The sequence below is a fragment of the Allobosea spartocytisi genome, assembly GCF_014764685.1.
GTDB lineage: Bacteria > Pseudomonadota > Alphaproteobacteria > Rhizobiales > Beijerinckiaceae > Allobosea > Allobosea spartocytisi.
On record NZ_JACXWY010000005.1, the window covers coordinates 248,367 to 273,527 of the forward strand.

Here is a 25,161-nt window from a genome sequence, read left to right on the forward strand (position 1 = left end):
ATCCGGCATGCGCTTCGCCGCCATCGGCCTCGACCACCGCCATATCTACCATATGGTCGGTGGTCTCCTCGCAGCCGGCGCGACCTGCGTCGGCTTCGATCCCGCGACCAGTGACGAGCGGGTGCTCGACGGTTTCCGCGAGCGCTTCCCGACCCTGCCGGAGGTGAGCGCGGACCGGCTGATCGACGATCCCGCGATCGATCTCATCCTCTGCGCCGCCATCCCTGCTGAGCGCGCCGCCATCGCCATCCGCGCGATGCGGGCGGGCAAGGATGTGATGGTCGACAAGCCCGGCGTCACCGATTTCGACCAGCTCGCCGCGGTCGAGCAGGCGGTCGCGGAGACCGGGCGCATCTTCTCGGTCTGCTTCTCCGAGCGCTTCATCGTTCCCGCGACGATTATAGCCGGCAAACTGATTGCCGACGGCGCGATCGGCCGCGTCGTCCAGACGCTCGGCCTCGGGCCGCATCGCTTCAACCGGGCGATCCGGCCGGGCTGGTTCTTCGACAAGCGCCATTATGGCGGCATCCTGACCGATATCGCCTCGCACCAGATCGACCAGTTCCTGCATTTCACCGGCTCGGACAATGCCGGGATCGTCGCCTCCGGCATCGGCCATTTCGGCGGGCCGGACTTTCCCGATTTCGAGGATTTCGGCGAGATCCTGCTGCGCAGCGACCGGGCCGGCGGCTATATCCGCGTCGACTGGTTCACCGCCGACGGCCTGCCGACCTGGGGCGACGGGCGCCTCACCATCCTCGGCACCGAGGGCACCATCGAATTGCGCAAATATGTCGATATCGCCGGCCGGCCGGGCACCGACCATGTCTTCCTCGTCGACAAGGCCGGCACCCGCCATATCGACGCCTCACACGAGCCGCTGACCTATTTTCGCGACCTGATCGTGGATATCGGCGCCCGCAGCGAAACCGCCACCAGCCAGCGCCACACCTTCACCGTCTGCCGCCTCGCCCTGGAGGCGCAGGCAAAGGCCGCCCGGCTGCCGGTGCGGCCTGAAGCGCGATCCTGAGGAAACGCCATGACACGCAAGCTCGGCATCGCCGTGATCGGGCTCGGCCCGGCTTCACTGCCGCACTCGAAGAGCCTGCTCGATCTCGCCGGCCGTGCCGAGGTCCGCTGGGCGGTCAGCCGCACGCCGGACCGCGCCAAGGCCTATGCGCAGCAATTCCCCTTCCCGACTACGACCGATCTCGATGCCGTGCTGGCGGACCCCACCGTCGACGCCGCCATCGTGCTCACGCCGCCCTCGAGCCATCTCGACGTCTCCGCCCTCTGCCTTGAAGCCGGCAAACATGTTCTGGTCGAAAAGCCTCTGGAGCTGACCAGCGAGCGCGGCCAGCGCCTCGTCGACACCGCCCGCCGCACCGGGAAAACCTTCGGCGTCACGCTGCAGCATCGCTTCCGGCCGGCGAGCCTGCGCCTCAAGGCTGCGCTCGATTCCGGTGAACTCGGCAGCGTCGAGGCGGCGTTTCTGACCGTGCCGTGGTGGCGTCCGCAGAGCTATTACGATGAGCCCGGCCGCGGCACGCTGGCCCGCGACGGCGGCGGCGTGCTGCTGACCCAGGCGATCCATTCGCTCGATCTGTTCCGCTCCCTCGTCGGCGTCTCCAAGGTCGTGGCGGCGCAGGCGCGCACCACCGCCATCCATCGCATGGAAACGGAAGACTACGTCTCCGCTCTGCTCGAAACCGGTAACGGCGCCCCCGCGACCCTCGTCACGACCACCGCCGCCTATCCAGGCTATCCCGAGCGCATCGAGATCACCGGCACGAAGGGCTTCGCCTCCCTGATCGGCGGACGGCTTCGCCTCGCCTTCCTCGACGGGCGCGAGGAGGTGGTCGAGGCCGAGGGCTCGACCGGCAGCGGCGCCAACATCATGGATTTCCCGCATGACGCCCACCGCGCCGTCATCGCCGACTTCCTCGACGCGATCGAACAAGGCCGCGATCCCGCCGTCTCCGGCGAGGAGGCCTTGGCCTCGCAGCGGCTCGTCGACGAAATCTTGCAGGCGGCGCGCCGCACCGCTTGACTTGTATCGGATTTGTATCTTCCTATACGGCATCCCGCCGGGAATGCCGCATGATCCGTTATCAGGAGATCGCCCATAGTCTCGAACTCGGCCTTGCGGCCGGGGGCGACGATTCTCGGGCGATCCCCTCCGAGCATGAGCTTTGCGAACGCTACGGCGCGAGCCGCACCACGATCCGTGCCGCACTGAAGCAGTTGCAGGACCAGGGGCTGATCGAACGCCGGCAAGGCAAGGGCACCTTCTACCGGCCGCGCCACATCACCAAGCATCTCGGCAGCATCGTCGACTTCCATAGCGAGGCCCGCATGGCCGGCCGCGTGCCGAAGACGCGGGTGCTCGCTCTCGCCACCCGCGCGGCGACGCCGGCCGAGTTCACCTTGTTCGGCGCCGACATCGCCCGCGACGGCATCGTCGACCTCCTGCGCCTGCGTAGCCTGGACGACGAGCCGGCCGTGCTGCAACGCTCGCGCCTCGGCGCCGGCGTGCTCGGCTCGGTGAGACCGGATGAATTGATGGATGCCTCGCTCTACCGCTACCTCGCCGAATGCCGCGGCATCCATGTCGCGACCGTCGAGGAGACGCTGGAACCGCTCGCGGCCGAGGCCGAAGACGCCGGCCATCTCGGCATCCCCTCGGGCACCGCGATCTTCCGCTCGCAGCGCATCGCCCGCGACGCGGTCGGCGGCGTGATCGAGGTCAGCGACAACCTGATCCGCGGCGACATCTACCGCTTCACCATCCGCCGGCAGGTCGGGAGCGTCACTTCATGAGCGTGGTCCTCGCCTGCGATCTCGGCGGCACCAGCTTCCGCGCCGCGCTTGTCGACGCGCAAGGGCGCACACGCGCCGAAAGCGTCATCATCGGCCCGACGCTGATCGACCGCATGGGCTGGTCTGAAGTCGATGCCGAAGCCTGGTGGACGATTCTTTGTGAAGCGGCCGCCAAGCTCGCGGAGGCCGAGCCCGAACTGTTCGGCGCGGTCGAAGGCATCGCCATCTGCGGCGTCACCCGCACGCAGGTCTTTCTCGGCCGCGACGGGCGCCAGCTCAGGCCGGCGATCACCTGGAAGGACACCCGCTCGGAAGCGGCGGCCGCCCGCCTGCGCGACCGGCTCGCGGATCATCCCGAAGCCGAGCGCATCAACGCCTTCCACCCGCTCGCCCGACTCGCCTGGCTGGCCGAGGAGGAGGAAGCGAGCTTCCGGGCGCTGGCCAGCGTGCTGGAGCCGAAGGACTGGCTGAATTTCCGCCTCACCGGCCGGCAGGCGGGCGACCCCGTCTCGATGGCGCGGCTGATGGCCTGCACCGAGGTGGCGGGAGATGGCGATGCGCTCTCGGCTATCGGGCTGAACGCCGCGATCATCCCGCAAGTGCTGGAGCCTTGCGCGGTGCTTGGGCCGGTCCAGCCGGGTCTGCCCGGCGCGCTCGGGCGATTGGCGGGTGTGCCGGTCTTCTGCTCGTCCAGCGATACCTGGGTCGCCGTGACCGGGCTGGGCGCGATGCGGCCCGGCTTCGCCTACAACATCTCCGGCACCACCGAAGTCCTCGGCGTCGTCGGCGAGCGGGCCGCTGCCACTGAGGGCCTGCTGACGGTCGACTGGCGCGGACTCTGGCAGCTCGGCGGCCCCAGCCAGAACGGCGCCGACACCGCCGCCTGGCTGGTGTCCCTGCTCGGCGGCACGGAGCGCGGCTTCGCTGATGTCGGCGACGGCATCGGCAAGCTGCTGGCCGGCCGGCGCCATCCGCAGCCATTGGTCTTCCTGCCCTATCTCCAGGGCGAGCGCGTGCCTTATTGGAACCCGGCCTTGCGCGGCGCCTTCCTCGGACTTGGCCGCCAGCATGGCGCGACAGATCTCGCTTTTGCCGTTCTGGAAGGTGTCGCCTGCCTCAACCGCATCGTGCTGGAACGGGCCGAGGCCGCGCTCGGCGCCCCGGTCGGCGAGATCCGATTCGGCGGCGGTGCCGCTTCCAACCCGGTCTGGGCGCAGATCAAGGCCGATCTCAGCAACCGCCCGGTCGTGGTCGGTGCCGCGAAGGAGCCCGGCCTGCTCGGCGCCGCCATCATCGCCTGGACGGGACTCGGCCGCTTCCCCTCGCTCGCGGCGGCGCAGGAGGCGCTCGTCACCCCCGCCCGGCGCTACGAACCTGATCCGGCTCGTCGCGGAGCCTATGACGCCCTGTTTGCCGTCTTCCGCCGGGCCGAGGCCGCGCTCGCGCCGATCTCGGCCGATCTCGCCGGGCTCTCGCGCAGCGCCGGCAGCCTGCCAGGCGTCCATGCCACGCCATCGTCTCCGTAAGGACCCGACGCCATGAAGACCCTCGTCCAGACCGAATATGGCCGCGACCATCTGCTGGTCGGCTGCGTCCATACGCTCGCCCTGCCCGGTACGCCGCTCTACGACCGCAGCGGCGGCATGCGGAAGATCGTCAATCAGGCGAAGGAAGAGGCCCGGATCCTGGAGGAGGCCGGCTTCCACGCTCTGCTCTACACCAATGAATCCGACATGCCCTATGAGGCCAACATGCCGGTCGAGGTCGTCGCGGCGATGACCGAGGTGATCGCCGAATGCCAGGCGCAGACGAAGCTGCCGCACGGCGTCAACATGCTGATCGACCCGCCCGCCTCCATCGCCGTCGCCCATGCCACGGGCGGGCGCTTCGTGCGCGCCTTCCTGACCGGGCTGCTCGCCGGCGATATCGGCATGATGACGCCGGACGGCGCCCGCGCCTTGCGCCTGCGCGCCAATCTCGGCGCGGAGAACATCCGCATCATCTGCAACGTCACGCCGGGCTTCTCGATCAATCTCGACACGCGCCCCGTCGAGCAGCATGCCTCGGGCGCGGTCTTCATCGGGCTCGCGGATGTCGTCTGCGTCGGCGGCCCGGCCGCCGGCAAGGAAGCGGACATCTCGGTGATCGAGCGCGTCGCCAAGCAGGTCCCGGATACGCCCGTCGCGGTCGGTACCGGCGTCGCCGAGGAGAATATCGCCCGGCTCTCGGAGGTCGCCGACATCTTCATCATCGGCACCTCGATCAAGCAGGACCGCCAGACCCTGAACCCGGTCGACCCGAAGCGCGCCCACGCCCTGGTGCGCGCCTATGAAGCCCGCAAGGCGGCCTGAGATGACCAGGCCCACCACGACCAAGCCCGTCACGCTCATCACCGGCGCCTCCGGCGGCATCGGCTCGGTCCTCGCCACGACGCTCGCAGCTGCCGGCCATCGCCTCCTGCTCTGCGGGCTCGATCAGGCCGGGCTCGATGCGCTCTCCGCCGACATCACGGCCGCAGGCGGCGAAGCGCAAACGCTGGCCGGCGATGTCCGCGAGCGCGACTTCGCGCAGGCGGCGGTCGATCTCGCCGCCACGCGCTTCGGTCGGCTCGACCATCTCGTGACCGGCGCCGGCGCCTCGCGCCCCGTGCCGCTGGTCGAGATGGAGGATGACGAGTGGGACAGGCTCGTCGACATCAACCTTTCGGCCGTCTTCCGCATCTCGAAAGCCGCCGCCCGCCAGATGATCGACCAAAGCGAGGGCGGCTCGATCGTCCATATCTCCTCGATCGCCCACAGCAATGGCGGCGCCAATCTCGCCTATGGCTCGGCCAAGGGCGGCGTCGCGACCCTCACCTACGGCATGGCCCAGCAGCTCGGGCCGCATGGAATCCGCGTGAATGCGGTTGCGCCGGGCATCATCGATACGCCAATGGTGCGCAACGGATTCGCTCAGCAGTTCAATGCGCTGGTCGAGGGCGCGGCGCAACGGACGCCGCTGGGGAGATTGGGACGGCCCGAGGATGTCGCCAACGTGATCGCTTTCCTGCTTTCGGACGGCGCCGCCTTCGTCACCGGCGCGCTCATCCCGATCACCGGCGGCATCGAGATCCTGTCGCCGATCTCGACCATCGCGAAGGGAGCCTGAACCGGATGGGCGGCGTCCACCTGCGCGAATTGATCGGCCGCTACGGCACGGCGCTCGCCGGGCTGGCGCTGATCCTGTTCTTCCTGATCTTCGCGCCGAATTTCGCGACGGCGACCAATATCGTCAACGTGCTGAAGGATACGAGCTTCCTCGCCATCCTGGCGCTGGGCTTCACGCTTGCCTTCATCGTGGCTGAGCTCGACCTCTCCGTCGCCGAGGTCGCAAGCCTCGCGGCCGTGGTCTGCGGCTGGCTGATCAAGCTCCAGTATCCTCCGGCCGCAGCGGTGGCGGCGGCGCTGGCCGTCGGCGTGGTCTTCGGCACGCTCAATGGCTTCGGGGTGACGCGGCTGCGCATCCCCTCCCTGATCATGACGCTGAGCACCGGCGCCATCGCGCGGGGCTGCGCCTTCATGATCACGCAGGGCGTCGCCTTCACCGGCCGCTGGCCGATCCAGTTCACCGGGCTGGCGCGCGGCTCCAGCTTCGGCATTCCCAATCTCGTGCTCTGGCTGGCGGGCGCCACGCTCTTCGCCTGGGGGCTGGTCAAATGGACCCGCACCGGCGCCCATATGGTCGCGACCGGCGAGGCGGACGAGGCAGCGCGGCTCGCCGGCATCGCGACCGCGCGGATGAAGCGCATCGGCCTCCTGCTCGCCGGCGTCTTCGCCGGCATCATGGCGGTGCTGCTCGCCGCCAACCTGTCCTCCGCCGCACCGAACATGGCGGGCGACTACCTGCTCTATGCCATCGCCGCCGTGCTGCTCGGCATGACCATGTTCGAGCCCGGCAAGCCCAACGTGCCGGGCACGGTCTTCGCGGCGCTCGTGCTCAAGGTGCTCGGCAATGGCTTGGTGCTGCTCGGCGCCGCCTATTACGTTCAGGACATCATGCTCGGCGCGATCATGATCGGCTCCGTCGCCTTCTCGGCCAGCGCGATCCGGAAGGTGGCGTTCAAGGTCTGAGATCCAGAGTCTGCGCTCAAAGAAACAGAAGAGGGGAGTTCACATGTTCGGTTTGCGCAAAATGCTGGTCGCGGCGGCCGCGCTCCTGGCGCTCGGCCAATCCGCCGGCGCCTTCGAGCTCGGCGTCATCGGCTTCCAGTTCTCGTCGGAGACGCATGCCCGCGTCGCCAACGCGGCGGCTGCAGCCGCCAAGGCCAAGGGCTGGAACGTCACGCTGCTGAACTCGGAAGGCGCGCTGCCCAAGCACGCCGAGCAGTTCGACGCGCTGATCGCCAAGAAGGTCGACGCCATCATCATCGCCATGGGCAAGCCGGTCGAGGCCGACGCCCAGTTCAAGGCGGCCAAGGATGCCGGCATCCCGGTCATCACCGTGCAATCGGGCTCGAGCCCGCACGCGCTCTTCGACATCCAGTCGAACGAATACAAGATCGGCGCCGATGCCGCGCTCTACCTGCTCGGCCAGCTCGGCTACCAGGGCAACATCCTGACCTCGCGCTTCGACCTCAACGTCGCCTCGCGCATCCGCGGCAAGATCCTCGACGCGGTGCTCTCCGAGAACCAGGCGGTGAAGGAGCTCGGCAAGTTCTCGATGGGCCGCACCCAGAGCTGGCGCGATGACGTCCGCTCCGGCATGCAGGCTTTGCTCCTGCAGAACCAGGGCAAGGTCAACGGCATCTGGGCCTCCTTCGACGGGCAGGCCTACATCATCGACGACCTGCTGCAGGCCCAGGGGATCAAGAAGGGCCAGATCCCGCTCGTCTCGGTCGATGGCGGCCAGGAGAGCTATGAGCGCATCGCCGACCCCAGCTCGACCTTCATGGCGACCGTCGCCGTGCCTTTCGAGGAGATGGGCAAGAAGGCGGTCGACGCAATCCAGACCATCGTCGTCGAGAAGAAGCCGAAGGAGACCGTCGCCAGCGGCCCCTATCTCTTCATGGACGCCGTGCTGGTCGACAAGAACAACGTCCAGCAGTTCCTGAAGAAGTGAGTGCTCTTCCTTCTCCCCTCGGGGGAGAAGGTGGCTCGACGAAGTCGAGACGGATGAGGGGTCGTGCTGCGATTTCCGGTTTGCGTCGGCAAAGGCAGCATTGGAAGCGTCGAGAGACCCCTCACCCCACCCCTCTCCCGCAAGGGGCGAGGGGGCAAGTTGCGCCAAGCCGCCCCGCCCCAGAACTGGTTTGAAGCGATGACCGAACCAACCCCCCTCCTCTCCCTGCGCGGCATCGGCAAGAGCTACGGCGCCGTCGTCGCCGTGTGCGAGGTCGATCTCGACATCTTCCCGGGCGAGGTGGTCGCGTTGTGCGGCGACAACGGCGCGGGCAAGTCGAGCCTGATCAAGGTGATTTCCGGCGCCGAGGAGGCGACCAGCGGCACCATCAGCATGCGTGGAAAGCCTGTCGTCTTCGGCTCGCCGCATGACGCGCTCAACCATGGCGTCGCGACGATCTACCAGGACCTTGCGCTGGCCCCGCGCCTCTCCATCGCCCAGAACGTCTTCATGGGCTCGGAGCTGACGAAGCCCGTGCTGCTGCCCTTCCTGCGCGTGCTCGACAAGAAGAGAATGATCGCGGAATCGCGCCGCTATCTGTCGCAGCTCTCGGCCGCCGTCACCGACATGACGAGGCCCGTGGAGCGTCTCTCCGGCGGCCAGCGCCAGGCGGTGGCGATCTCGCGCGCGCTGCGCTGGAACGCCGAGATCATCATCATGGACGAGCCGACGGCGGCGCTCGGCGTCAAGGAAAGCGCCCTCGTCCTCGACCTCATCCGCAAGCTCAAGGCCGACGGGCGCACCGTCATCCTGATCAGCCACAACATGCGCGACGTCGTGGCGCTGGCCGATCGCGTCGTCATCATGGGGGCAGGGCGCAAATACGTCGACCGCCCGCTCGGCGACCTCACCGCCGACGATATCGCCCATATGATCATGTCCGGCAACGCCAAGGCGGCCTGACAAAATGCCAGAAGCGATCATCATCGACACCGACCCGGGGCAGGACGACGCCGTTGCCCTGCTCCTCGCTTTCGCCAGCCCGGGCGAAATCGACCTCAAGGCGATCACCACCGTCGCCGGCAACGTCCCGGTGGCGCAGACCACCACGAACGCGCTGCGCATCCGCGACCTCGGCCAGCGCGGCGACATCCCGGTCTATCGCGGCGCCGAGGGACCGCTCGTCTTCCCGCTCGAAACCGCCGAATTCGTCTGCGGCCCGGACGGCTTGTCGGGAGCAGACCTTCCCGCCCCTGCCAGCGAGGCCGCGCCGGGCCATGCCGTCCAGGCGATCATCGATCTCTGCCGCGCGGCTCCCGAAGATGGCGTCACGCTCTGCCCGCTCGGGCCGCTGACCAATCTCGCTCTGGCCTTCCGGCTCGCGCCGGACATCCTGCCCAAGGTCAGACGCATCGTGCTGATGGGCGGCGCGATCGGCCTCGGCAACATCACGCCTGCCGCCGAATTCAACGTTCATGTCGATCCGCATGCGGCGGCAATCGTCTTCGGTTGCGGCCGGCCGATCGTGATGTTCGGCCTCGGCGTCACCTTGCAGGCCATCGCCAGCCACGACCAGATCGCCCGCATCGGCGCGTGCGGCAACGCCGCCGGCAAAGCCGTCTCGGGCATGCTGACCCGCCCGCGCCCCGGCGGACTCGGCAGCGACGGCCACCCGATGCACGACCCCTGCGTCATCGCCTTCCTGCTCTGGCCGGAACTCTTCGAAGGTCGCGACTGTTTCGTCGCGGTCGAGACCGGCGACGGCCCCTTGCGCGGCCGCACCACCATCGACTGGAACGGCCGGCTCAAGCGCGCGCCCAACGCGCATGTCGTCTCGGCCGTGAAGGCCCATGAGCTGTTCGAACGGATGATCGAACGCCTCGCCACCCTGCCCTGAAGGATCGCTCCATGCCGCATTTCGTCGAAGCGTTGCAGCAGGAGGCGGCGGACGCCATCGCGCGGATGCAGGAAACCGCGCTCCGGGCGCGCCATGCCCATGCCCGCGCCGAACTGATGCGCCACATGCTGACCACCGCCCGCAAGGTGAAGCACAAACCGAAAGCGGAAGCCGTCGAGACCGTGGTGCGCGAATGGATGGACGCCTGGAACCTTGCCCGCAGCGACTGGCCGCACATCGCCCGCGAGATGGAAGCCTTCACCGAGGCCTTCCACGATTACGCCAACGACCCGAGCGACGCCCATGACGAGCGGCTGCGCGAGACCTGCGCCGCGCTCGACATCGTGCTGGAGAAGGAGGGCACCTCGATCTCCGACCAGATGGCCTTCCGCTCGCAATGCGCCCATCGCTGGTGGGAGCTGGTGAAGCCGGTCCCTGACGACCTGCCCGGCCGCAAGCCGCGGCCTTCGGTGCCCGAGCTTGAATCCGGCAAAGCATTCTGGGAAGCCGGCTGCGCCGATTTCTGCCGGTAGGGCAGCATTGTCACGGACAAACGCCGTCATCCCGGGCTTGACCCAGGATGACCCCGTGGTTCCGCGTATCATCAGCAGGTTTTAGCCTTAGCCCTCGACGAACTGCATCCGGTGCAGCCGGGCATAGGCGCCGTCGCGTGCCAGCAAGGCGTCATGGCTGCCGGTCTCGACGATCCTGCCCTCGTCCATCACCACGATCAGGTCGGCCTCGCGGATGGTCGAGAGCCGATGCGCGATGACCAGGGTCGTGCGCCCCTTCATCAGCCGCGCCAGCGCCTGCTGGACGAGGCGCTCCGATTCGGTGTCGAGCGCGCTCGTCGCCTCGTCGAGCAGGAGGATCGGCGCGTCCTTCAGGATCGCACGGGCAATCGCGATGCGCTGGCGCTCGCCACCGGAAAGCTTATGGCCGCGCTCGCCGACGGAGGCGTCGTAGCCGCCCGGCATCGCCGTGATGAAGTCATGCGCCGCCGCGGCCTGCGCCGCCGCGACGATCTCGGCCTCGCTCGCGCCCGGCCGTCCGAAGGCGATATTGGCCCGCACCGTATCGTCGAAGAGCACGACATCCTGGCTGACGACGCCGATCTGGTGGCGCAGGCTCTTCAAGCTCACATCGCGCAGATCCTGCCCGTCGATCTCGATACGCCCCCCGGTCGGATCGTAGAGGCGCGGCACCAGCGCGAGCAGCGTCGACTTGCCAGAGCCCGAACGCCCGACCAGCGCCGTGGTCTTGCCGCCTTGCGCCACGAGGTCGATTCCTTCCAGCGCCCGCTGATCCTCGCGATAGCGGAAGCGCAGATGCCGGAAGGCGATGCCGCCGGAGGAGACCGCCAGCGGCTTCGCGCCCGGCCGGTCGAGGATCTGGGGTTTCTCGTCGAGCAGCGCGTAATAGCGCTTCAGCGAGGCGCCGGCCTCCTGCACGATGGCGTTGAGATTGCCGAGCGAGCGCATCGGCTGGGCCGCGAGCAGCAGGGCCGAAACATAGCCGGTGAAATCGCCAACGGTGGACGAGCCCGAGGTGATGCGCACGCCGATCGCGGCGAGCACGCCCGCGACCGCCATGCCGCCCCCGACCTCCAGCAGCGGATCGAGCCGGCCGCGCGCATTGGCGGCCTTCATCTTGAGCGCCCGGATCGTCTCGAAGGCGCTGGCCGCCCGCTGCTTCAGATAGGGCTCGAGCGAATCGGTCTTGGCGACGCGCGCGCCCTGCAGGCTTTCGGTGACGAGGCTCGCCATGATGCCCGTCTGCTCCTGCTGGGAATTGGCCATGCGCCGGAGCTTCTTGCCGATCCGGCCGATCGGATGGGCGATCACGGGCGCGATCAGCAGCACGACCAGCGTCATCTGCCAGTCGATCCAGAACAGCGCGCCGATCAGCGCGATCGCCGTCACCACATCGCGGATGGCGATGTTGACGATGCGCGTCAGCGCTTCCTTGACGAAGGTGAAATCGGTGGTGAAGCGCTGCGTCAGCGAGGCCGGGTTCTCCTTCTGAAGCTGCGCGAGATCGGCATCGATCAGATGGCCGTAGAGCTCCGTCTGCATGTCCGCCTCGATCCGGCTGACGACGGTATTCGTCATCACCGTCTGGGCCAGCAGCGAGAAGCCCTTGATCGCGGTCACGATGACCACCACGGTCGCGACGGCGTTGATCACGCCGATATCGTAGTTGATCGACTTGGAGACCAGTCGCTCCATGCGCCGCACGAACCCGGTCGATTCGGCGGCCAGAGGATCGGCGAAGGCATCGAAAGCCGCCTTGATCAGCAGCGGGTAGAAGCTCGTCGTCGCAGCGATGACCACGACCAGCGCCAGGATCATCGCCATCTGCGGCAGGTAGCGGCTGATCTGCTCGCGCCAGACGCGGGCGAAGAGCGCGAGGGTGTCGTCGGTGACGCGGCCGATCTTCATGGGCCGCGCCCTACCATGCCGAGCCGGCAAGCGCCACTGGCGTGGATGGGACGGGCAATGTGGCAATCGGGTCTTGCTCCGGACACGAAGCTGTCATCCCATGGCCCGAACGATTCAGGAGACTCCATGCCTTCGACCCCGCCGGCGCAGCCGGGCCAGAGCTTCGCCGAGATCGATACGCCTGCGCTGCTGCTCGATCTCGATGCCTTCGAGCGCAATCTCGTCGCCATGGCCGCCTTCAGCGAGGCTCACGGCATTCGTCTGCGGCCTCACGCCAAGACCCATAAGAGCCCGGAGATCGCGCTGCGCCAGATCGCCCATGGCGCCGTCGGGCAATGCTGCCAGAAGGTCTCGGAGGCGGAGATCCTCGTCGCCGGCGGCGTCGGTGACGTGCTCGTGACCAACGAGATCGCGAGCCCCGCCAAGCTGGACCGCCTCGCCATCCTCGCGCGCAGCGCCAAGATCGGCCTTTGCGTCGATCACGCCGACGGCGTGCGCGAGGCGGCCGCGGCCGCCGCGCGCCATGACGTGGTGCTCGACGTCATGGTCGAGATCGATGTCGGCGGGCGCCGCTGCGGCGTCGCGCCAGGAGAAGGCGCCGTCCGGCTGGCCGAGGCCATCGCGCGCTCGAACACGCTGCGCTTCGCCGGCTTGCAGGCCTATCACGGCGCGGCCCAGCACATGCGCTCCATCGACGAGCGCAGCGAGGCCATCGAGCGCGCCGGGCTCGCCGCGCGCAACACCGCCGAGCGCCTCGCCCAGGCTGGTTTGGAGTGCCCGGTCATCAGCGGCGCCGGCACCGGCACCTATGAGCTCGAGGCGCAATCGGGCATCTGGAACGAATTGCAATGCGGCTCCTACATCTTCATGGACGCCGATTATGCCCGCAACCGCCAGGCCGACGGCTCGCCCTTCCGCAGCTTCGAGCACGCGCTCTTCATCCTCGCCGGCGTGATGAGCAAGCCGGTGCCGGACCGCGCCATCGTCGATGCCGGGCACAAGACCGCCTCTGTCGATTCCGGCATGCCGGTGCCGTTCCAGCGCGAGGGCGCGATCTACACCAAGCCTTCCGACGAGCATGGCGTCCTGACCGGCGATCCCGTCGCGTTGCCGCATCGCGGCGACCGCGTCCTGCTGATTCCCGGCCATTGCGACCCGACCGTGAACCTGCACGATTGGTATGTCTGCGTGCGCGGCCTGCACGGGCCCGATGCCCATGTCGAGGCGGTCTGGCCGGTTGCGGCGCGCGGCGCCCTGACCTGATCTTCCGGGACTGCTGGCTGAGCGCAGCCGCGCGGGTCACATCGTCGGCCAGTTCGAGCTGATGCGAGGCGGCGCTGCCGCCGCCCGATGAAAGCTGGGATGGGCCGGTCACGCCCTTCGGCGAGGCCGCACGCGACCATCAAGCGTTCGGGAGACGGCCTCGGAAACGCACCGTCGTCCCGGACTTGCCCCCGGGATCCATCATCAAGCGCAGCGCCTTTCGATCGATCCCGGATCGGCGTCGCTGGCGCAGCTTGTCCGGGATGACCGGTTCCGAACGGAAACTGGCAGCGTTAGGGCCGCCAGCCGGTCTCTTCCACCGGAGCGCTCTCGCGCTCTTCCTCGCGGCGCGCCTCCTCGACCACCGCGAAAAGCGCCCGCAGGGCCGCGTCGACACCTTCGCCCGAGGCCGAGGACAGGATGATCGGCATGCGCTTGGCCGCCCGCTTCAAGCGCGCCACCTGTTCCTTCAGCAGCTCCGGCGACAGCGCGTCGACCTTGGAGAGGGCGACGATCTCGGGCTTGTCCGCCAGCCCCTCGCCATAGGCTTCCAGCTCCTCGCGCACGACCTTGTAGGCCTTGCCGGCGTGCTCGCTCGTGCCCTCGACCAGATGCAGCAGCACGCGGCAGCGCTCGATATGGCCGAGGAAGCGGTCGCCGAGGCCGTGGCCCTCATGCGCGCCCTCGATCAGGCCGGGAATATCGGCCAGCACCATCTCCTGGTCATGGACGCGCACGACGCCGAGGCCGGGATGCAGCGTGGTGAAGGGATAATCCGCGATCTTGGGCTTGGCCGCCGTCACCGCGGCGAGGAAGGTCGATTTGCCGGCATTCGGCAGGCCGACCAGGCCCGCATCGGCGATCAGCTTCAGCCTCAACCAGATCCAGCGCTCCTCGCCCGGCAGGCCGGGATTGGCATGGCGTGGCGCCTGGTTGCTCGAGGTCTTGAAATAGGCGTTGCCGAAGCCGCCATTGCCGCCCTTGCACAGCACGAAGCGCTGGCCCGGCTCGGTCAGATCGGCGATCGGCGTCTCGCCATCCTCCTCGAGGATTTCCGTGCCCGGAGGCACCTTCAGCACGATCGCCGGCGAATTGGCGCCGTGGCGGTCCTTGCCCATGCCGTGCTCGCCGGTCCTGGCCTTGAAATGCTGCCGGTAGCGGTAGTCGATCAGCGTGTTCAGCCCCTGCACGCATTCGACGACGATGTCGCCGCCACGCCCGCCATCGCCGCCATTGGGCCCGCCGAACTCGATGAATTTTTCGCGACGGAAGGAGACGCAGCCGGCGCCGCCGTCACCCGCCTTCACATAGATCTTGGCCTGGTCGAGGAATTTCATGGCTTCTCAGTAGTGATCCGGGGGCGCTAGGGCAATGCGTCGCATCACGCCGCGAGCCTGAAAGCGCTCATTTCCTCGCGCAGCGCATCGGCGAAGCGCTGGGCCGCCAGTCCGGGATGCGGCGCCATGATCAGCCCGACAGTGAGCTCGAACAGCGGCGGCAGGTCCTCGGCAGGCCCCAGACGGCGCAGCGAGGGCGGCACCGCGCTTTCCGTCATCGCCGTGACGCAGAAACCGCCTTCGACCGCCGACAGCACGCCCGAGGTATGCGAGCAGGAGAAGACCAGCCGATACGCCCGCCCCGCGCTGTTCAGGGCCGCGAGGATGCGCGGTCGCGCCCGGCAACCTTCCGAGAACAGGGCGAGCGGCAGCGTCTCCTGCAATTCGGGCCGATGGCCGCGCGCCGCCACCCAGATCAACGGCTCGCGCCTGAGCATCTCGCCGAGCGGCCGCTGCGGATCCTGCGTCACCACGGCGAGATCGAGTTCGCCGGCCTTGAGCGCCGGCTCGATCCGCTTCGAGATATCGCAGCGGACCTCGAGCTCGACCTTGGGATGCTCCACCGCGAAGCGCGCGATCAGCGGCCTCAGATAGGCGTCCATGTAGTCGTCGGGAACGCCGATGCGCAGCCGCCCTGTCGGCGTCTCCCCGCCCAGATCGGCCAGCGCCTCGCGCTCGACCGCCAGCAGGCGCCTTGCATGGGCGATCAGCCGCTCGCCCGCATCGGTCGGCGTGACGCCGCGGCGCGAGCGCTCCAGCAGCTTGTGGCCGAGCTGGCTCTCCAGATCCTGGATGCGCACCGAGATCGCCGATTGCGTGCGCCCGAGCCGCGCGCTGGCAGCGGTGAAGCCGCCGGTTTCCGCGACGGCGACCAGCATACCGAGCGCGGCAAGGTCGAAATGGCCGTTCATCATGTGCCTCCGTGAGACGCCGATCATCCATCGATTTTAAGAATGGTTAAATCAGTATAATCCGTTTTTCCGATGCGAAAAAGCGTCCTATAGCAGCGCAGAACCGGTGGACCGGCCGATGCGGGAAGGCGAAGGAAGCCTTCCGGGCCAGGCCGCCGGCACAGAAGCAGTTTCGATGTCCGCCCCCGCGATTTCCGTCCGCCCCGCCTCCCCCGCGCTCGCCATGTTCGCCGCCCTGCTCGCGGGCGCGACCTTCATCGGCTTTTCCGGCATTTTCGTCCGCCTCAGCGATGTCGGCCCGGCCGCTGCCGGCTTCTGGCGGATGATCTTCGCCATGCCCGTGCTGATGGCCTGGACCGCCTTCGAGCGGCGCCGGCCTGCGGGCGGATCCTCGCTCGGTCGCGGCGCGCTCGTGCCGATCGCGCTGGCCGGCCTGACCTTCGGCGTCGATGTCGTGCTCTACAATGCCTCGCTCGGCTTCACGACCATCGCCAACGCCTCGCTGCTCGGCAATCTCGCGCCGGTCGGCGTCGTGCTCGGCGGCTGGCTGATCCTCGGCGACAAGCCGTCGCGCCGCATCCTCGGCGCGCTGATGCTGGCGATCGCCGGCGCGCTGCTGCTCGTGCTGCCGAAATTCACCGGAAACCCCGCCGCCACCGGCAATCTCCTCGGCGATTCGCTGGCCGTCGGTGCGGCGATGTCCTACGCCGCCTATATCCTCGCCATCGGCCGGGCGCGCAACCGCGCCGATGCCGGGCTGGTCAGCCTGATCTCCAGCCTCGTCTGCGCCGGCTTCTGCTTCGTCGCGGCGCTGGTCTTGCGCGAGCAGATCATCCCGATGAGCCTGCAGGGCTGGCTCGCGGTGATCGGGCTCGGCCTCGTCTCGCATGCGCTCGGCCAGGGGCTGATCACGCTCTCGCTCGGCAGCTATGGCGCCAGCGCGGCCTCGCTCGTCATGGTCTGGCCGGCGCTGGTCGCGGTGCTCGCCGCCTGGGCGATCTTCGGCGAGCAGCCGACCCCTGTGCAGGCCTTCGGCGGCGTCGCCATTCTCGCCGCCGTGCTGATGGTGCGGCGCGGTTGAACTCCGCGCTCATACCACCGGCTTGACGCCGTAGTGCAGGATCACGGTGCCGTTCTTGAGCGGACGGGCCGCGATCAGCGCATAGTGGCGCTTTTCCGCGTTCGGCTTGAACAAGGGCGTGCCCTGCCCGACCGTGACCGGCGCGACCGCGATCATGATCTCGTCGACGAGCCCTGCCGCCAGCAGCGACTCCGTCAGTACGGCGCTGCCGAAGACATAGATGTCCTTGCCGGCTTCCGCTTTTCGGCGCGTGATCTCCCCGACGATATCGGCCGTGACCGTGGTGTTGTTCCAGTCGGAGCCGGTCAGGCTGCGTGAGGCGACGAGCTTCGGCAGGGCGTTCATGAAACCCTTGGTCTCGCCCTCCTCCTCGGCCGAAGTCCAATAGGCCTTCATGCCCTCATAGGTGACGCGGCCGAAGACGAGTAGCCCCGCCTCGCGCCCGAATTCGCTGCTGAGCGCGGAGAGCTCCTCGCCCCAGGCGTCACCATGGAAGCCGAGATCCCACTTCTCCTTGCCTTCGAAGAACCCCTCCAGCGTCACCAGATTCCAGACGATCACCTTGGCCATGGCATCCTCCCGATAGGTTCGGTCAAAACCAGTTTCAATTTGCAATCAGTTGCTGTGTAGCGAAACCGATCCTATATTGCAACTGGTTTTGGAGGCGAGCATGCGCGAGACCGGCCGTTCGGGCTGTCCGATCAATCTGACGCTGGAAATCCTGGGCGATCGCTGGAGCCTGATCGTCCTGCGCGACATCATGTTCGGCAACCGCCGGCATTTTCGCGAGATGCTGGCGAAATCGGACGAAGGCATCGCCTCGAACATCCTCGCGGACCGCCTGAAGCGGCTGGTCGAGCGCGGGCTGCTCTCGCGCCGCGACGACGCCACGCACAAGCAGAAGGCGATCTACAGCCTGACCGAGATGGGCATCGCCCTCGTCCCGGTCTTCGCCGCGATGGGCGAGTGGGGCCGGCGCTTCCTGCCGGTCACCGAGGAATTGTCGATCCGTGCGGAGCTGCTCAGCGAAGGCGGCCCGGCGCTGTGGGAGCGCTTCATGCAGGAGCTCCGGCACCTGCATCTCGACGCGCCGGCGCCGGAGGTGTCGGTGCTGAACGAGCTGACGGCAGCTTATCGCGTGGCCTTGGCGCGGCGTCAGAGCGCGACCGCCTGAGGCGGGCAGAGACCCCGCCTCCACTTATCCCCGGCGGCTGAAACGGCCGGAGACTGGGCTCCTTTCAGGAGCCCGCCATGCCACCCCACCGCCATCTCTCCCCATCGCGTCGCGAGCTTCGCGCCTTGCGCCTGCGCCTCCTGCGTCTGCGCGACGAGCTCGGCCTGATCCGGCGCGATCATTGGCACCGCAAATACAACCCGAACCAGCCTCGCGTGCCATCCGGCAACGCGGGAGGTGGGCAATGGACCAGCGGTGGGGGTGGAAGCGGTGGATCTGGCAGCGAGAACCCGGCCTTTCCCGACGGCGTAGCGGTCGAAGGCGAGGCCGGCTGGTCATCGCTCGGCGAGGGGTGGAACGAGGACGGCTCCGTCTTCGAGCAGGCTGTCACGGACGGCCAGGGCACGACGATCCAGTCGGAATATGCCGCCTCGCGCGCCGCCGGCTTCGACGAACGCCAGACCGTCATCCGCCCCGATGGCAACACGATCAGCTTCGAGACGACGGACAAGGTCCAGTCGATCCGCTTCGGCGGGCCGGACGGCGAGCTCGTCACCCGCACGATCTGGACACCGTCCGGCCCCGAGCCCGACGCGACGGTCCAGCCCGCGTTTGCCCCTCTCATCGCTGCCCCGACGATCATCACCGGCGGCGCCATCCTGTTCAACTGGATGTCGCCGCTCAACGGCAGCGACGGCCAGCAGGCCATCATGGGGTTCAACGCCCGCGACTATCAGCTGGGAGATAGTACAAGCGGCACGTTCGACCTCACCTATTCCGGGCGTATAACGGAGGAGCAAGCCGAACTGGCTTGCCGGCGTTTGCCCGATGTCAGGGAACTGGCCGATCGCGCTGCCAATGCTGCCGGCTCTCCTGATCTCTACCCGTCGCGAACAGTTTATGGAACGGATGTCCACACGCGCTTCGCGCAATATATCAAAGACCTGAACGACCTCAAATTCCGAGCCGAACGATCATTTCTGAAGGAGCAGATTGAGGGGGTCGATAACCAGAAAGTACCCTACGGGTATCCGCGGTCAATCCGTGTGGACGCCTATGAATACCGAGATGATGGCACACTTTGCGTTTATGATCTCAAAACCGGTAAAGCCGGTTTGGCCGACAGGCGAGCTGATATCCTGGCCAATGCCATCAAATTGGGGTTCAACTCGGTTCGACGGGTCATTGTCATGGAGGTAAGGCCGAGACAATGACGACCAAGAAGCAGATCAAGACGCTGTTCGACCAACTAGTGGCTCGCAACGACGATCTGATCGTAAAAAATCATTACGTTTTCAAGGTGCCCTACCTCATGCTGAGGCCGATGCGGCATGTCTCTCGCTCTATCTCGATCGACCGCACGTCACGTGCCGATGATCCTGATTTTTTTTGGCATGTCGGGCATAGCTTCAGACCTTTCGGCTCGCTGGGAGGCCTTGCTGCCGAATGGTTCTTGCTGCCCCGCGGCAAGCCGAGCCGGTGGTCGGAAGCTGGTTTCATCGAAACGGCCGTCGAGGAGATCGAGACGAATATTCTGCCCATGCTGCGCCGTGTGCAGACCATCGACGACATGTTTCGAATCGAGGGAGTGCCGCGGTCTCATGAATATGACGGCTGGCTCAATCATTACCCACCCTATCGTCTCGCCATCGCGGCAGCCTTGGGGCGCTGGGAGGAATCCCTCGCCGTCTACGAGGATATCAAGGACTCGTACCTCCGCATGACTTCATGGCCGCGCGCTGATTACGAGAAAGCTTCAGAACTTGGCGCGTTGATCGCCGATGGAGACCGTGCCGGAGTCGTCTCCGTTCTCCACGGATGGGAGGACGACTTCGTCGCCCGCAACGGCCTCGAAGATATCTACGAACGCACGCCCTTCCCGCTCGAGCTTCAGCCTTAGCTCCAAGCCTCACTCCGCCGCCAGCCGCGGCGGCATCTTGCGGCCCATCGCTTCCGCCGTCGCCTCGCCCGGCGTCGCATGCTCGTCATGGATCGGCTCCCACTGGCTTTCGTCCTCCGCCTTGCTGAAGAAGCGGCCGAACAGGCGCCCGGTCAGATGCGAGAGATCGTCCATCACCGCGTAGAAGGACGGCACGAAGATCAGCGAGAGAACCGTCGAGACGATCAGCCCGCCGATCACCGCGATCGCCATCGGCGCGCGGAACTCGCCGCCATCGCCGACACCATAGGCCGAGGGCAGCATGCCCGCCGCCATGGCGATGGTGGTCATCAGGATCGGGCGGGCCCGCTTGCGGCCGGCTTCGAGCAGCGCCGTCATCCGGTCCTTGCCCCGGCCAACCTCCTCCACCGCGAAATCGACCAGCATGATCGCGTTCTTGGTGACGATGCCCATCAGCATGAGCAGGCCGATATAGACCGGCATCGAGACGGCATTGCCCGTCGCCAGCAGCGCGATCACCACGCCGCCGAAGGAAAGGGGCAGCGAGAGCAGGATCGTGATCGGCTGGAAGACCGAGCCGAAGAGCAGGATCAGCACGGCGAGCACCAGCATCAGGCCGGTCGTCATCGCGGTGATGAAGCCCTGGACGACCTCGCCCTGGATCTCGGCATCGCCGGTCGCGGCGATCCAGACGCCCGGCGGCAGGCCGACCTCCTCGACGATGTCGTGGAACCGGTCCTGCGCGGTGCCGAGCTCGAAGCCGCGCTTGAGGTCGGCGCCGATCTGGGCCCGGCGCACGCGGTCATAGCGGTCGATCGAGCTCGGCCCCTCGCCGAAGCCGACATCGGCGACGGCCGTGAGCGGGATCGAGACACCGTTGGTATTGGTCACGCGCAAGGCCGCGATATTGCGGATGTCGGTGCGTGCGGCTTCGTCGAGCTGGACGCGGATCGGGATCTGCCGGTCGCCAGCGTTGAACTTGGCGAGATTGGCGCCGACATCGCCGATGGTCGCGACGCGCACGGCCTCCGAGATCGCTTCCGCCGTGACACCGAGATTGGCGGCCTCCTCCAGCTTCGGCGTGACGCGCAGCTCCGGCCGGCTCAGCGAGCCCGCAGTCGCGACGTTGAGATAGCCCGGCACCTGGCGCATCCGCGCCTCGATCTTGGCCACCGCCGCGTCGAGCGCATCGCCATCCTTCGACAGGATCGAGAAGGCCATCTCGCGCTCGCCGCGCTCGTTGACATACCAGGCGCGCACATCCGGCACGCTGGCGAGCTTCTCGGCGATGGTGACCTTGAGCTCCTTCTGCTTGATGTCGCGCTCGGCCTTCGGCTTGAGCAGGACGAAGACGGCCGCACGGCGCACCTCGCGCTGGCCGGTCGGCGACGCCCCGCCGAGCACGAAGACGTCACGCACCTCGGGAATGGTCTTCAGCGCATCGACGAGCTTGTCGGTGGTGACGCGGGTGTCCTCCAGCGTCGCGCCGGGCGGTAATTCGACCGAGGCGACGACGCGCGAGGTGTCCTCGTCCGGGATAAAGCCGGTCGGCAGGAGCTGCGTCGCCTGGATCGAGCCGAACAGGAAGAGGAAGCCGACCAGCAGCGTCGCATAGGCGGTGTTGAATGGCAGGGTCCGCCACGTGCCGGAGCCGTCGAGGCGCGGGAAGAACGGGATGCGCCGCTTCTTCAGCGTGGTTTTCAGCAGCCCGACATAGCCGCCCATGATCCAGCCATCCTTCGGATCGGCATGTTTCACCGGCCGCATCAGATAGGCCGCCATCATCGGCGTGATCAGGCGCGCGACCAGAAGCGAAAACAGCACCGCGACGGCGACGGTGAGGCCGAACTGCCGGAAATACTGCCCGGCGACGCCCCCCATGAAGGAGACCGGCGCGAAGATCGCGACGATGGTCAGCGTGATCGCGATGACGGCGAGCCCGATCTCGTCGGCCGCCTCCATCGCGGCGCGATAGGGCGATTTGCCCATCTTCATGTGCCGGACGATGTTCTCGATCTCGACGATGGCGTCGTCGACCAGGATGCCGGTGACCAGCGTGATGCCGAGCAGGCTGACGAGGTTGAGCGAGAAGCCCATCATCTCCATCGCCCAGAAGGTCGGGATGGCCGAAAGCGGCAGGGCGATGGCCGTGATCAGCGTCGCCCGCCAGTTGCGCAGGAACAGGAAGACGACGATGACGGCGAGCGCCGCGCCCTCCAGCAGCGTCTCCATCGCCGCCTTGTAGTTGCCGTGGGTATAGGCGACGGCATCGTCGATCGGCGAGATCTGGATGTTCGGATAGCGCTTGTTGAGGGCCTCGATGCGCTGCTGCACGACCTCCTTCACCGACAATTCGCTCGAGCCCTTCGAGCGGAACACCGCGAAGGTGACGACGGGGTTCTTGTTGAGCCGGCCGAAGGCGCGCGGCTCCGAGTTCGAATCCTCGACGCGGCCGAGATCCTTCAGCCGGACCTCGCGGCCCCCGGTCAGCATGATCTTGGTCTCGGCCAGATCGGAGACGGTCCTTGCACCCGCAAGCGTACGGATCGCCTGCTCCTGACCGCCGACCTCGCCGCGCCCGCCGGCCAGGTCGACATTGGTGGCGCGCACTTGCCGGTTGACCTCGCCGGCGGTGATGCCGAGCGCCAGCAAACGGTCGGGATCGAGCGAGATCCGGATCTCGCGATCGACGCCGCCATAGCGCTCGACCCGGCCGACGCCTTTCAGCCCTTGCAGTTCGCGCGCGACGACATCGTCGACATGCCAGGAGAGCTGCTCCAGCGTCATGCCGGCGGAGGCCGCGCCATAGGTCAGGATCGACTGGCCCTCGACATCGATGCGCTGGATGATCGGCTCGTCGATGGTGCGCGGCAGGTCGGCCCGGATCTTGGCGATGGCGTCCTTGACGTCGTTGACGGCGCGGTCCGTGTTGGTTTCGAGCCGGAACTCGATCAGCGTCAGCGACTGGCCGTCGGTCAGCGTCGAGGTGACGTGCTTGACCCCGGTGATGTTGGCGACGGAATCCTCGACGCGCTTGCTGACCTGGCTTTCGAGCTCGGCCGGCGCGGCGCCCGACTGCGTCACCGTCACCGAGACGAGCGGCACGTCGATGTTCGGGAAGCGCGTCACCGGCAGCTTCGAGAAGGAGAGCAGCCCGAGCACGCAGAGCACGACGAAGAGCAGGATCGCCGGGACAGGCTTCCGGATCGACCAGGCGGAGAAATTGACGTTCATCGCCCGCCCCGTCAGTTGGTCGCGACGGGGGTGATGAGATCGCCGTCCCGCACGAAGGTGCCGGCGCGCGCCACCACGGTCTCGCCCGCGGCGAGCCCGGTCGCGATCTCGGCGCGCCCGTCCCCGGAGAGGCCGAGCGTCACCTTCCTGGTCACGATCTTGCCCTCCTTCACCGTCTGCACCGTCGGGCCGCTGCGCGTATAGGTGATCGCCGAAAGCGGCAGCGTGACCGCCTGCTTGCGGCCGGTCTCGATGACCCCACGCGCAAAGGAGCCGATCGCGACCGGCGGGTTGCCGTCGAGCGCGACGCGCACGCGGCCGAGCCGCGAGGTCTTGTCGACCTCCGGGGAGATCAGGCGGATCGTGCCCTTGAGCGCTTCCTTGGCGCCGGCCGGCGTGACCGCGACCGGCTGGCCCAGCGTCAGCGCGGGAATGTCGACCTCGGCGACCTGCGCCTCCAGCTCGACGGCGCCGTTCGCGATGATCCGGAACAGCGGTTCCGAACTCGGCAGCATGCTCGCCGTCGCGCCGAGCTTGGCGGTGCGACGGCTGATCATGCCGGCCTGCGGCGCCTTGATCTCGGTCCGCGCCAGACGGACGGCGATGTCGTTGCCCTGCGCCCGCGCCAGGGCGCGATCGGCGGTGGCGATGGCGAGCGCCTCGCGGGCGGAACTGGCCCGAGCCTGGGCCGAGCGCGCCGCGGCGGAGCGCTGGTCGAAGGTCTCGGCGCTCGCATTGCCGCTGTCGCGCAGCGCCTTGGTGCGATCGAAGGCGTTGTTGGCCTGCACCAGATTGGCGTCGGCCTCGGCGATCTGGGCGTTGGCCTGGGCGATCGCAGCTTCGGCGCGGGCGATCTGCGCGTCGTTCTGCGTCTTCTGCACATCGAGCATCGTGCGGTCCAGCCGCGCCAGCACCTGCCCCTTGACGACCTTGTCGCCTTCCTCGGCGAGAATGGCGATGATCGACAGCCCGTCGACCTCAGGCGAGACCAGAACCTCGTCGCGCGCGATCATCGACCCCGAGACGAGGACGCTCTGGACGATCTCGGTGGTCTTGGCATGGGTGACCGTGACGGACGGACCGACTGCCGGTGCCTGAGGATGGGCCGCCGGCGCCTGGGAGCTGGCCGCGGGCGCCTGCGCGCGTGCCGGCACGGCGGCAGTCGCCGCAAGCAGCATCGCCGGAAGCATCAGGCGCAGTGCGGGGGAGAGAAGGCTCATCGGGAACGACCCTGTTGCGGCGGCGCGGCGGAGGCGCGGCAAGTGCGGATGGGAGAGCGCGCGTCGCATCACGGCTGCGTCTCGATTTCGGGGAGGAGCATGGTGCGGGCGAGCGTGCGCATGCTTCTGAACAGAACGTCGGCGCCGGCCTCGGCGTCGAAATGGGGCTCGATACCGCGGCGGCAGAAAAAGCCGTCTGCCATCATCGAGATCGCCAGCAGGAAGCTCTGCTCGTCGAGGGTCGCCGGCAATTCGCCGTTGCGCTTCGCCTCGGAGATCGCGGCGATGAGCCCCTCCATCAGGGATCCCTCGATGTCAGCGCACATGCTGGCCATCTGCTCGTTACGCGCGGCCTCGGCCCAGATCTGAAGCGCGATCACCGCCTTTTCGCGCGGCTGGCGGACGAGATGCTTGCGCCCGATCTCCTCGAGCTGGTCGAGCAGCGACCCCTTGCTCGGGCAAAGCCCGGCGAAATCCGCGGCGATCGTACTCCGATCGCGCTCGGCCATGCCGGCGATGATCGCGTCCTTGGAATTGAAGTAGCGGTAGAGATTGCCCGGGCTCATGCCGGCTTCCGCCGCCACGTCCTGCATCGTGGCCACATGGAATCCGCTGCGCGCGAAGACCCCTTCGGCGGCGTCGAGGATGCGGATATGGCGCTCCGAAAGCGGGCTTTCGGGCAAGGCTGTGGCGAGATGCTGCGACATGGACCGCGCGATAATGAGAATGAACGTTCATTCCCATCGCAGCCAATTGTGGCCGCGTCAAGGAGAGCCTCCCCGCCAC

General features: G+C 67.5%; 23 protein-coding genes. 16 read left to right on the forward strand and 7 right to left on the reverse strand.

All coding sequences use genetic code 11. The features are described 5' to 3' along the window. Window positions 1-7: 7 nt before the first annotated feature. The 11 genes from IED13_RS10820 (at window position 8) to IED13_RS10870 (ending at window position 10,347) form a co-directional block, all read left to right on the forward strand. On the forward strand, window positions 8-1,030 hold the full coding sequence (locus IED13_RS10820) for a Gfo/Idh/MocA family protein (protein ID WP_191124183.1): 1,023 nt from the start codon (window positions 8-10) through the stop codon (window positions 1,028-1,030). A gap of 9 nt (window positions 1,031-1,039) precedes the next feature. After that, window positions 1,040-2,050, forward strand: coding sequence for a Gfo/Idh/MocA family protein (locus IED13_RS10825; protein WP_191124184.1), 1,011 nt, complete (start codon window positions 1,040-1,042; stop codon window positions 2,048-2,050). Between the two features lie 50 nt (window positions 2,051-2,100). Further along, window positions 2,101-2,820 carry a GntR family transcriptional regulator gene (locus IED13_RS10830; RefSeq protein ID WP_191124185.1) on the forward strand — a complete coding sequence of 240 codons (720 nt, stop codon included), beginning with the start codon at window positions 2,101-2,103 and terminating at the stop codon, window positions 2,818-2,820. Further along, window positions 2,817-4,346 carry a xylulokinase gene (locus IED13_RS10835; protein WP_191124186.1) on the forward strand — a complete coding sequence of 510 codons (1,530 nt, stop codon included), beginning with the start codon at window positions 2,817-2,819 and terminating at the stop codon, window positions 4,344-4,346. Before IED13_RS10830 ends, IED13_RS10835 begins: the two co-directional genes overlap by 4 nt. 12 nt (window positions 4,347-4,358) lie before the next feature. Then, window positions 4,359-5,171, forward strand: a complete 813-nt coding sequence (locus IED13_RS10840; RefSeq protein ID WP_191124187.1) for a BtpA/SgcQ family protein — start codon at window positions 4,359-4,361, stop codon at window positions 5,169-5,171. A 1-nt stretch (window position 5,172) separates the two neighbouring features. Next, a complete protein-coding gene (locus IED13_RS10845) occupies window positions 5,173-5,967 on the forward strand; it encodes an SDR family NAD(P)-dependent oxidoreductase (protein ID WP_191124188.1) in 795 nt (264 codons plus the stop codon). Between the two features lie 5 nt (window positions 5,968-5,972). Continuing rightward, on the forward strand, window positions 5,973-6,929 hold the full coding sequence (locus IED13_RS10850; protein ID WP_210323572.1) for an ABC transporter permease: 957 nt from the start codon (window positions 5,973-5,975) through the stop codon (window positions 6,927-6,929). Window positions 6,930-6,972: 43 nt separating this feature from the next. Beyond that, complete coding sequence (locus IED13_RS10855) at window positions 6,973-7,917, forward strand: sugar ABC transporter substrate-binding protein (RefSeq protein WP_191124189.1); 945 nt, start codon at window positions 6,973-6,975, stop codon at window positions 7,915-7,917. 198 nt (window positions 7,918-8,115) lie between these two features. Further along, the gene (locus tag IED13_RS10860) at window positions 8,116-8,880 is read left to right on the forward strand and encodes an ATP-binding cassette domain-containing protein (protein ID WP_191124190.1); all 765 of its coding nucleotides are present in this window, start codon (window positions 8,116-8,118) and stop codon (window positions 8,878-8,880) included. Between the two features lie 4 nt (window positions 8,881-8,884). Next, entirely contained in the window at window positions 8,885-9,814 is a 930-nt protein-coding gene (locus tag IED13_RS10865) for a nucleoside hydrolase (RefSeq protein WP_191124191.1), read from the forward strand. A gap of 11 nt (window positions 9,815-9,825) precedes the next feature. Next, on the forward strand, window positions 9,826-10,347 hold the full coding sequence (locus IED13_RS10870) for a hypothetical protein (protein ID WP_133560985.1): 522 nt from the start codon (window positions 9,826-9,828) through the stop codon (window positions 10,345-10,347). Window positions 10,348-10,434: 87 nt separating this feature from the next. Here the strand turns inward: IED13_RS10870 and IED13_RS10875 are convergent, their stop codons facing one another. Beyond that, a complete protein-coding gene (locus tag IED13_RS10875; RefSeq protein WP_038362772.1) occupies window positions 10,435-12,255 on the reverse strand; it encodes an ABC transporter ATP-binding protein in 1,821 nt (606 codons plus the stop codon). A 126-nt stretch (window positions 12,256-12,381) separates the two neighbouring features. Between IED13_RS10875 and IED13_RS10880 the strand changes: the two genes are divergently transcribed. Beyond that, window positions 12,382-13,518, forward strand: coding sequence for a DSD1 family PLP-dependent enzyme (locus tag IED13_RS10880; RefSeq protein WP_113254344.1), 1,137 nt, complete (start codon window positions 12,382-12,384; stop codon window positions 13,516-13,518). Window positions 13,519-13,811: 293 nt separating this feature from the next. Here IED13_RS10880 and obgE read toward each other — a convergent pair whose 3' ends face one another. After that, complete coding sequence (gene obgE / locus IED13_RS10885; protein ID WP_038362769.1) at window positions 13,812-14,855, reverse strand: GTPase ObgE; 1,044 nt, start codon at window positions 14,853-14,855, stop codon at window positions 13,812-13,814. Between the two features lie 44 nt (window positions 14,856-14,899). Further along, window positions 14,900-15,766: a LysR family transcriptional regulator gene (locus tag IED13_RS10890; RefSeq protein WP_051988146.1), complete on the reverse strand. Its 867-nt coding sequence runs from the start codon at window positions 15,764-15,766 to the stop codon at window positions 14,900-14,902. Between the two features lie 175 nt (window positions 15,767-15,941). Between IED13_RS10890 and IED13_RS10895 the strand changes: the two genes are divergently transcribed. After that, complete coding sequence (locus IED13_RS10895) at window positions 15,942-16,847, forward strand: DMT family transporter (RefSeq protein ID WP_191124192.1); 906 nt, start codon at window positions 15,942-15,944, stop codon at window positions 16,845-16,847. A gap of 9 nt (window positions 16,848-16,856) precedes the next feature. Here the strand turns inward: IED13_RS10895 and IED13_RS10900 are convergent, their stop codons facing one another. Beyond that, the gene (locus IED13_RS10900) at window positions 16,857-17,417 is read right to left on the reverse strand and encodes a dihydrofolate reductase family protein (RefSeq protein WP_191124193.1); all 561 of its coding nucleotides are present in this window, start codon (window positions 17,415-17,417) and stop codon (window positions 16,857-16,859) included. A gap of 100 nt (window positions 17,418-17,517) precedes the next feature. Here IED13_RS10900 and IED13_RS10905 point away from each other — a divergent pair, with 100 nt between their 5' ends. The 3 genes from IED13_RS10905 to IED13_RS10915 all read left to right on the forward strand — a co-directional run bounded on the left by IED13_RS10905 (window position 17,518) and on the right by IED13_RS10915 (window position 19,921). Further along, the gene (locus IED13_RS10905; RefSeq protein ID WP_191124194.1) at window positions 17,518-18,021 is read left to right on the forward strand and encodes a winged helix-turn-helix transcriptional regulator; all 504 of its coding nucleotides are present in this window, start codon (window positions 17,518-17,520) and stop codon (window positions 18,019-18,021) included. Between the two features lie 77 nt (window positions 18,022-18,098). Continuing rightward, window positions 18,099-19,235, forward strand: a complete 1,137-nt coding sequence (locus IED13_RS10910; protein ID WP_191124195.1) for a hypothetical protein — start codon at window positions 18,099-18,101, stop codon at window positions 19,233-19,235. Next, the gene (locus IED13_RS10915) at window positions 19,232-19,921 is read left to right on the forward strand and encodes a hypothetical protein (RefSeq protein ID WP_112761655.1); all 690 of its coding nucleotides are present in this window, start codon (window positions 19,232-19,234) and stop codon (window positions 19,919-19,921) included. Before IED13_RS10910 ends, IED13_RS10915 begins: the two co-directional genes overlap by 4 nt. Before the next feature lie 9 nt (window positions 19,922-19,930). On the opposite strand, the gene IED13_RS10920 is transcribed toward IED13_RS10915, so the two are convergent. The 3 genes from IED13_RS10920 to IED13_RS10930 form a co-directional block, all read right to left on the reverse strand. After that, window positions 19,931-23,155 (reverse strand): efflux RND transporter permease subunit, encoded by a 3,225-nt coding sequence (locus IED13_RS10920; protein ID WP_191124196.1) that lies wholly within the window; start codon window positions 23,153-23,155, stop codon window positions 19,931-19,933. An 11-nt stretch (window positions 23,156-23,166) separates the two neighbouring features. Next, complete coding sequence (locus IED13_RS10925; RefSeq protein ID WP_191124197.1) at window positions 23,167-24,375, reverse strand: efflux RND transporter periplasmic adaptor subunit; 1,209 nt, start codon at window positions 24,373-24,375, stop codon at window positions 23,167-23,169. A 68-nt stretch (window positions 24,376-24,443) separates the two neighbouring features. Next, window positions 24,444-25,082: a TetR/AcrR family transcriptional regulator gene (locus IED13_RS10930; RefSeq protein WP_133560999.1), complete on the reverse strand. Its 639-nt coding sequence runs from the start codon at window positions 25,080-25,082 to the stop codon at window positions 24,444-24,446. Window positions 25,083-25,161 lie beyond the last annotated feature (79 nt).

Bases quoted from the DNA above. Each gene is read 5' to 3' on its own strand.
- IED13_RS10890 (WP_051988146.1), bottom strand. From the start codon at position 15,766: ATGAACGGCCATTTCGACCTTGCCGCGCTCGGTATGCTGGTCGCCGTC.
- IED13_RS10855 (WP_191124189.1), top strand. From the start codon at position 6,973: ATGTTCGGTTTGCGCAAAATGCTGGTCGCGGCGGCCGCGCTCCTGGCG.
- IED13_RS10875 (WP_038362772.1), bottom strand. From the start codon at position 12,255: ATGAAGATCGGCCGCGTCACCGACGACACCCTCGCGCTCTTCGCCCGC.
- obgE (WP_038362769.1), bottom strand. From the start codon at position 14,855: ATGAAATTCCTCGACCAGGCCAAGATCTATGTGAAGGCGGGTGACGGC.
- IED13_RS10895 (WP_191124192.1), top strand. From the start codon at position 15,942: ATGTCCGCCCCCGCGATTTCCGTCCGCCCCGCCTCCCCCGCGCTCGCC.
- IED13_RS10840 (WP_191124187.1), top strand. From the start codon at position 4,359: ATGAAGACCCTCGTCCAGACCGAATATGGCCGCGACCATCTGCTGGTC.
- IED13_RS10830 (WP_191124185.1), top strand. From the start codon at position 2,101: ATGATCCGTTATCAGGAGATCGCCCATAGTCTCGAACTCGGCCTTGCG.
- IED13_RS10845 (WP_191124188.1), top strand. From the start codon at position 5,173: ATGACCAGGCCCACCACGACCAAGCCCGTCACGCTCATCACCGGCGCC.
- IED13_RS10920 (WP_191124196.1), bottom strand. From the start codon at position 23,155: ATGAACGTCAATTTCTCCGCCTGGTCGATCCGGAAGCCTGTCCCGGCG.
- IED13_RS10850 (WP_210323572.1), top strand. From the start codon at position 5,973: ATGGGCGGCGTCCACCTGCGCGAATTGATCGGCCGCTACGGCACGGCG.
- IED13_RS10900 (WP_191124193.1), bottom strand. From the start codon at position 17,417: ATGGCCAAGGTGATCGTCTGGAATCTGGTGACGCTGGAGGGGTTCTTC.
- IED13_RS10880 (WP_113254344.1), top strand. From the start codon at position 12,382: ATGCCTTCGACCCCGCCGGCGCAGCCGGGCCAGAGCTTCGCCGAGATC.
- IED13_RS10825 (WP_191124184.1), top strand. From the start codon at position 1,040: ATGACACGCAAGCTCGGCATCGCCGTGATCGGGCTCGGCCCGGCTTCA.
- IED13_RS10915 (WP_112761655.1), top strand. From the start codon at position 19,232: ATGACGACCAAGAAGCAGATCAAGACGCTGTTCGACCAACTAGTGGCT.
- IED13_RS10835 (WP_191124186.1), top strand. From the start codon at position 2,817: ATGAGCGTGGTCCTCGCCTGCGATCTCGGCGGCACCAGCTTCCGCGCC.
- IED13_RS10925 (WP_191124197.1), bottom strand. From the start codon at position 24,375: ATGAGCCTTCTCTCCCCCGCACTGCGCCTGATGCTTCCGGCGATGCTG.
- IED13_RS10910 (WP_191124195.1), top strand. From the start codon at position 18,099: ATGCCACCCCACCGCCATCTCTCCCCATCGCGTCGCGAGCTTCGCGCC.
- IED13_RS10870 (WP_133560985.1), top strand. From the start codon at position 9,826: ATGCCGCATTTCGTCGAAGCGTTGCAGCAGGAGGCGGCGGACGCCATC.
- IED13_RS10930 (WP_133560999.1), bottom strand. From the start codon at position 25,082: ATGTCGCAGCATCTCGCCACAGCCTTGCCCGAAAGCCCGCTTTCGGAG.
- IED13_RS10905 (WP_191124194.1), top strand. From the start codon at position 17,518: ATGCGCGAGACCGGCCGTTCGGGCTGTCCGATCAATCTGACGCTGGAA.
- IED13_RS10865 (WP_191124191.1), top strand. From the start codon at position 8,885: ATGCCAGAAGCGATCATCATCGACACCGACCCGGGGCAGGACGACGCC.
- IED13_RS10820 (WP_191124183.1), top strand. From the start codon at position 8: ATGCGCTTCGCCGCCATCGGCCTCGACCACCGCCATATCTACCATATG.
- IED13_RS10860 (WP_191124190.1), top strand. From the start codon at position 8,116: ATGACCGAACCAACCCCCCTCCTCTCCCTGCGCGGCATCGGCAAGAGC.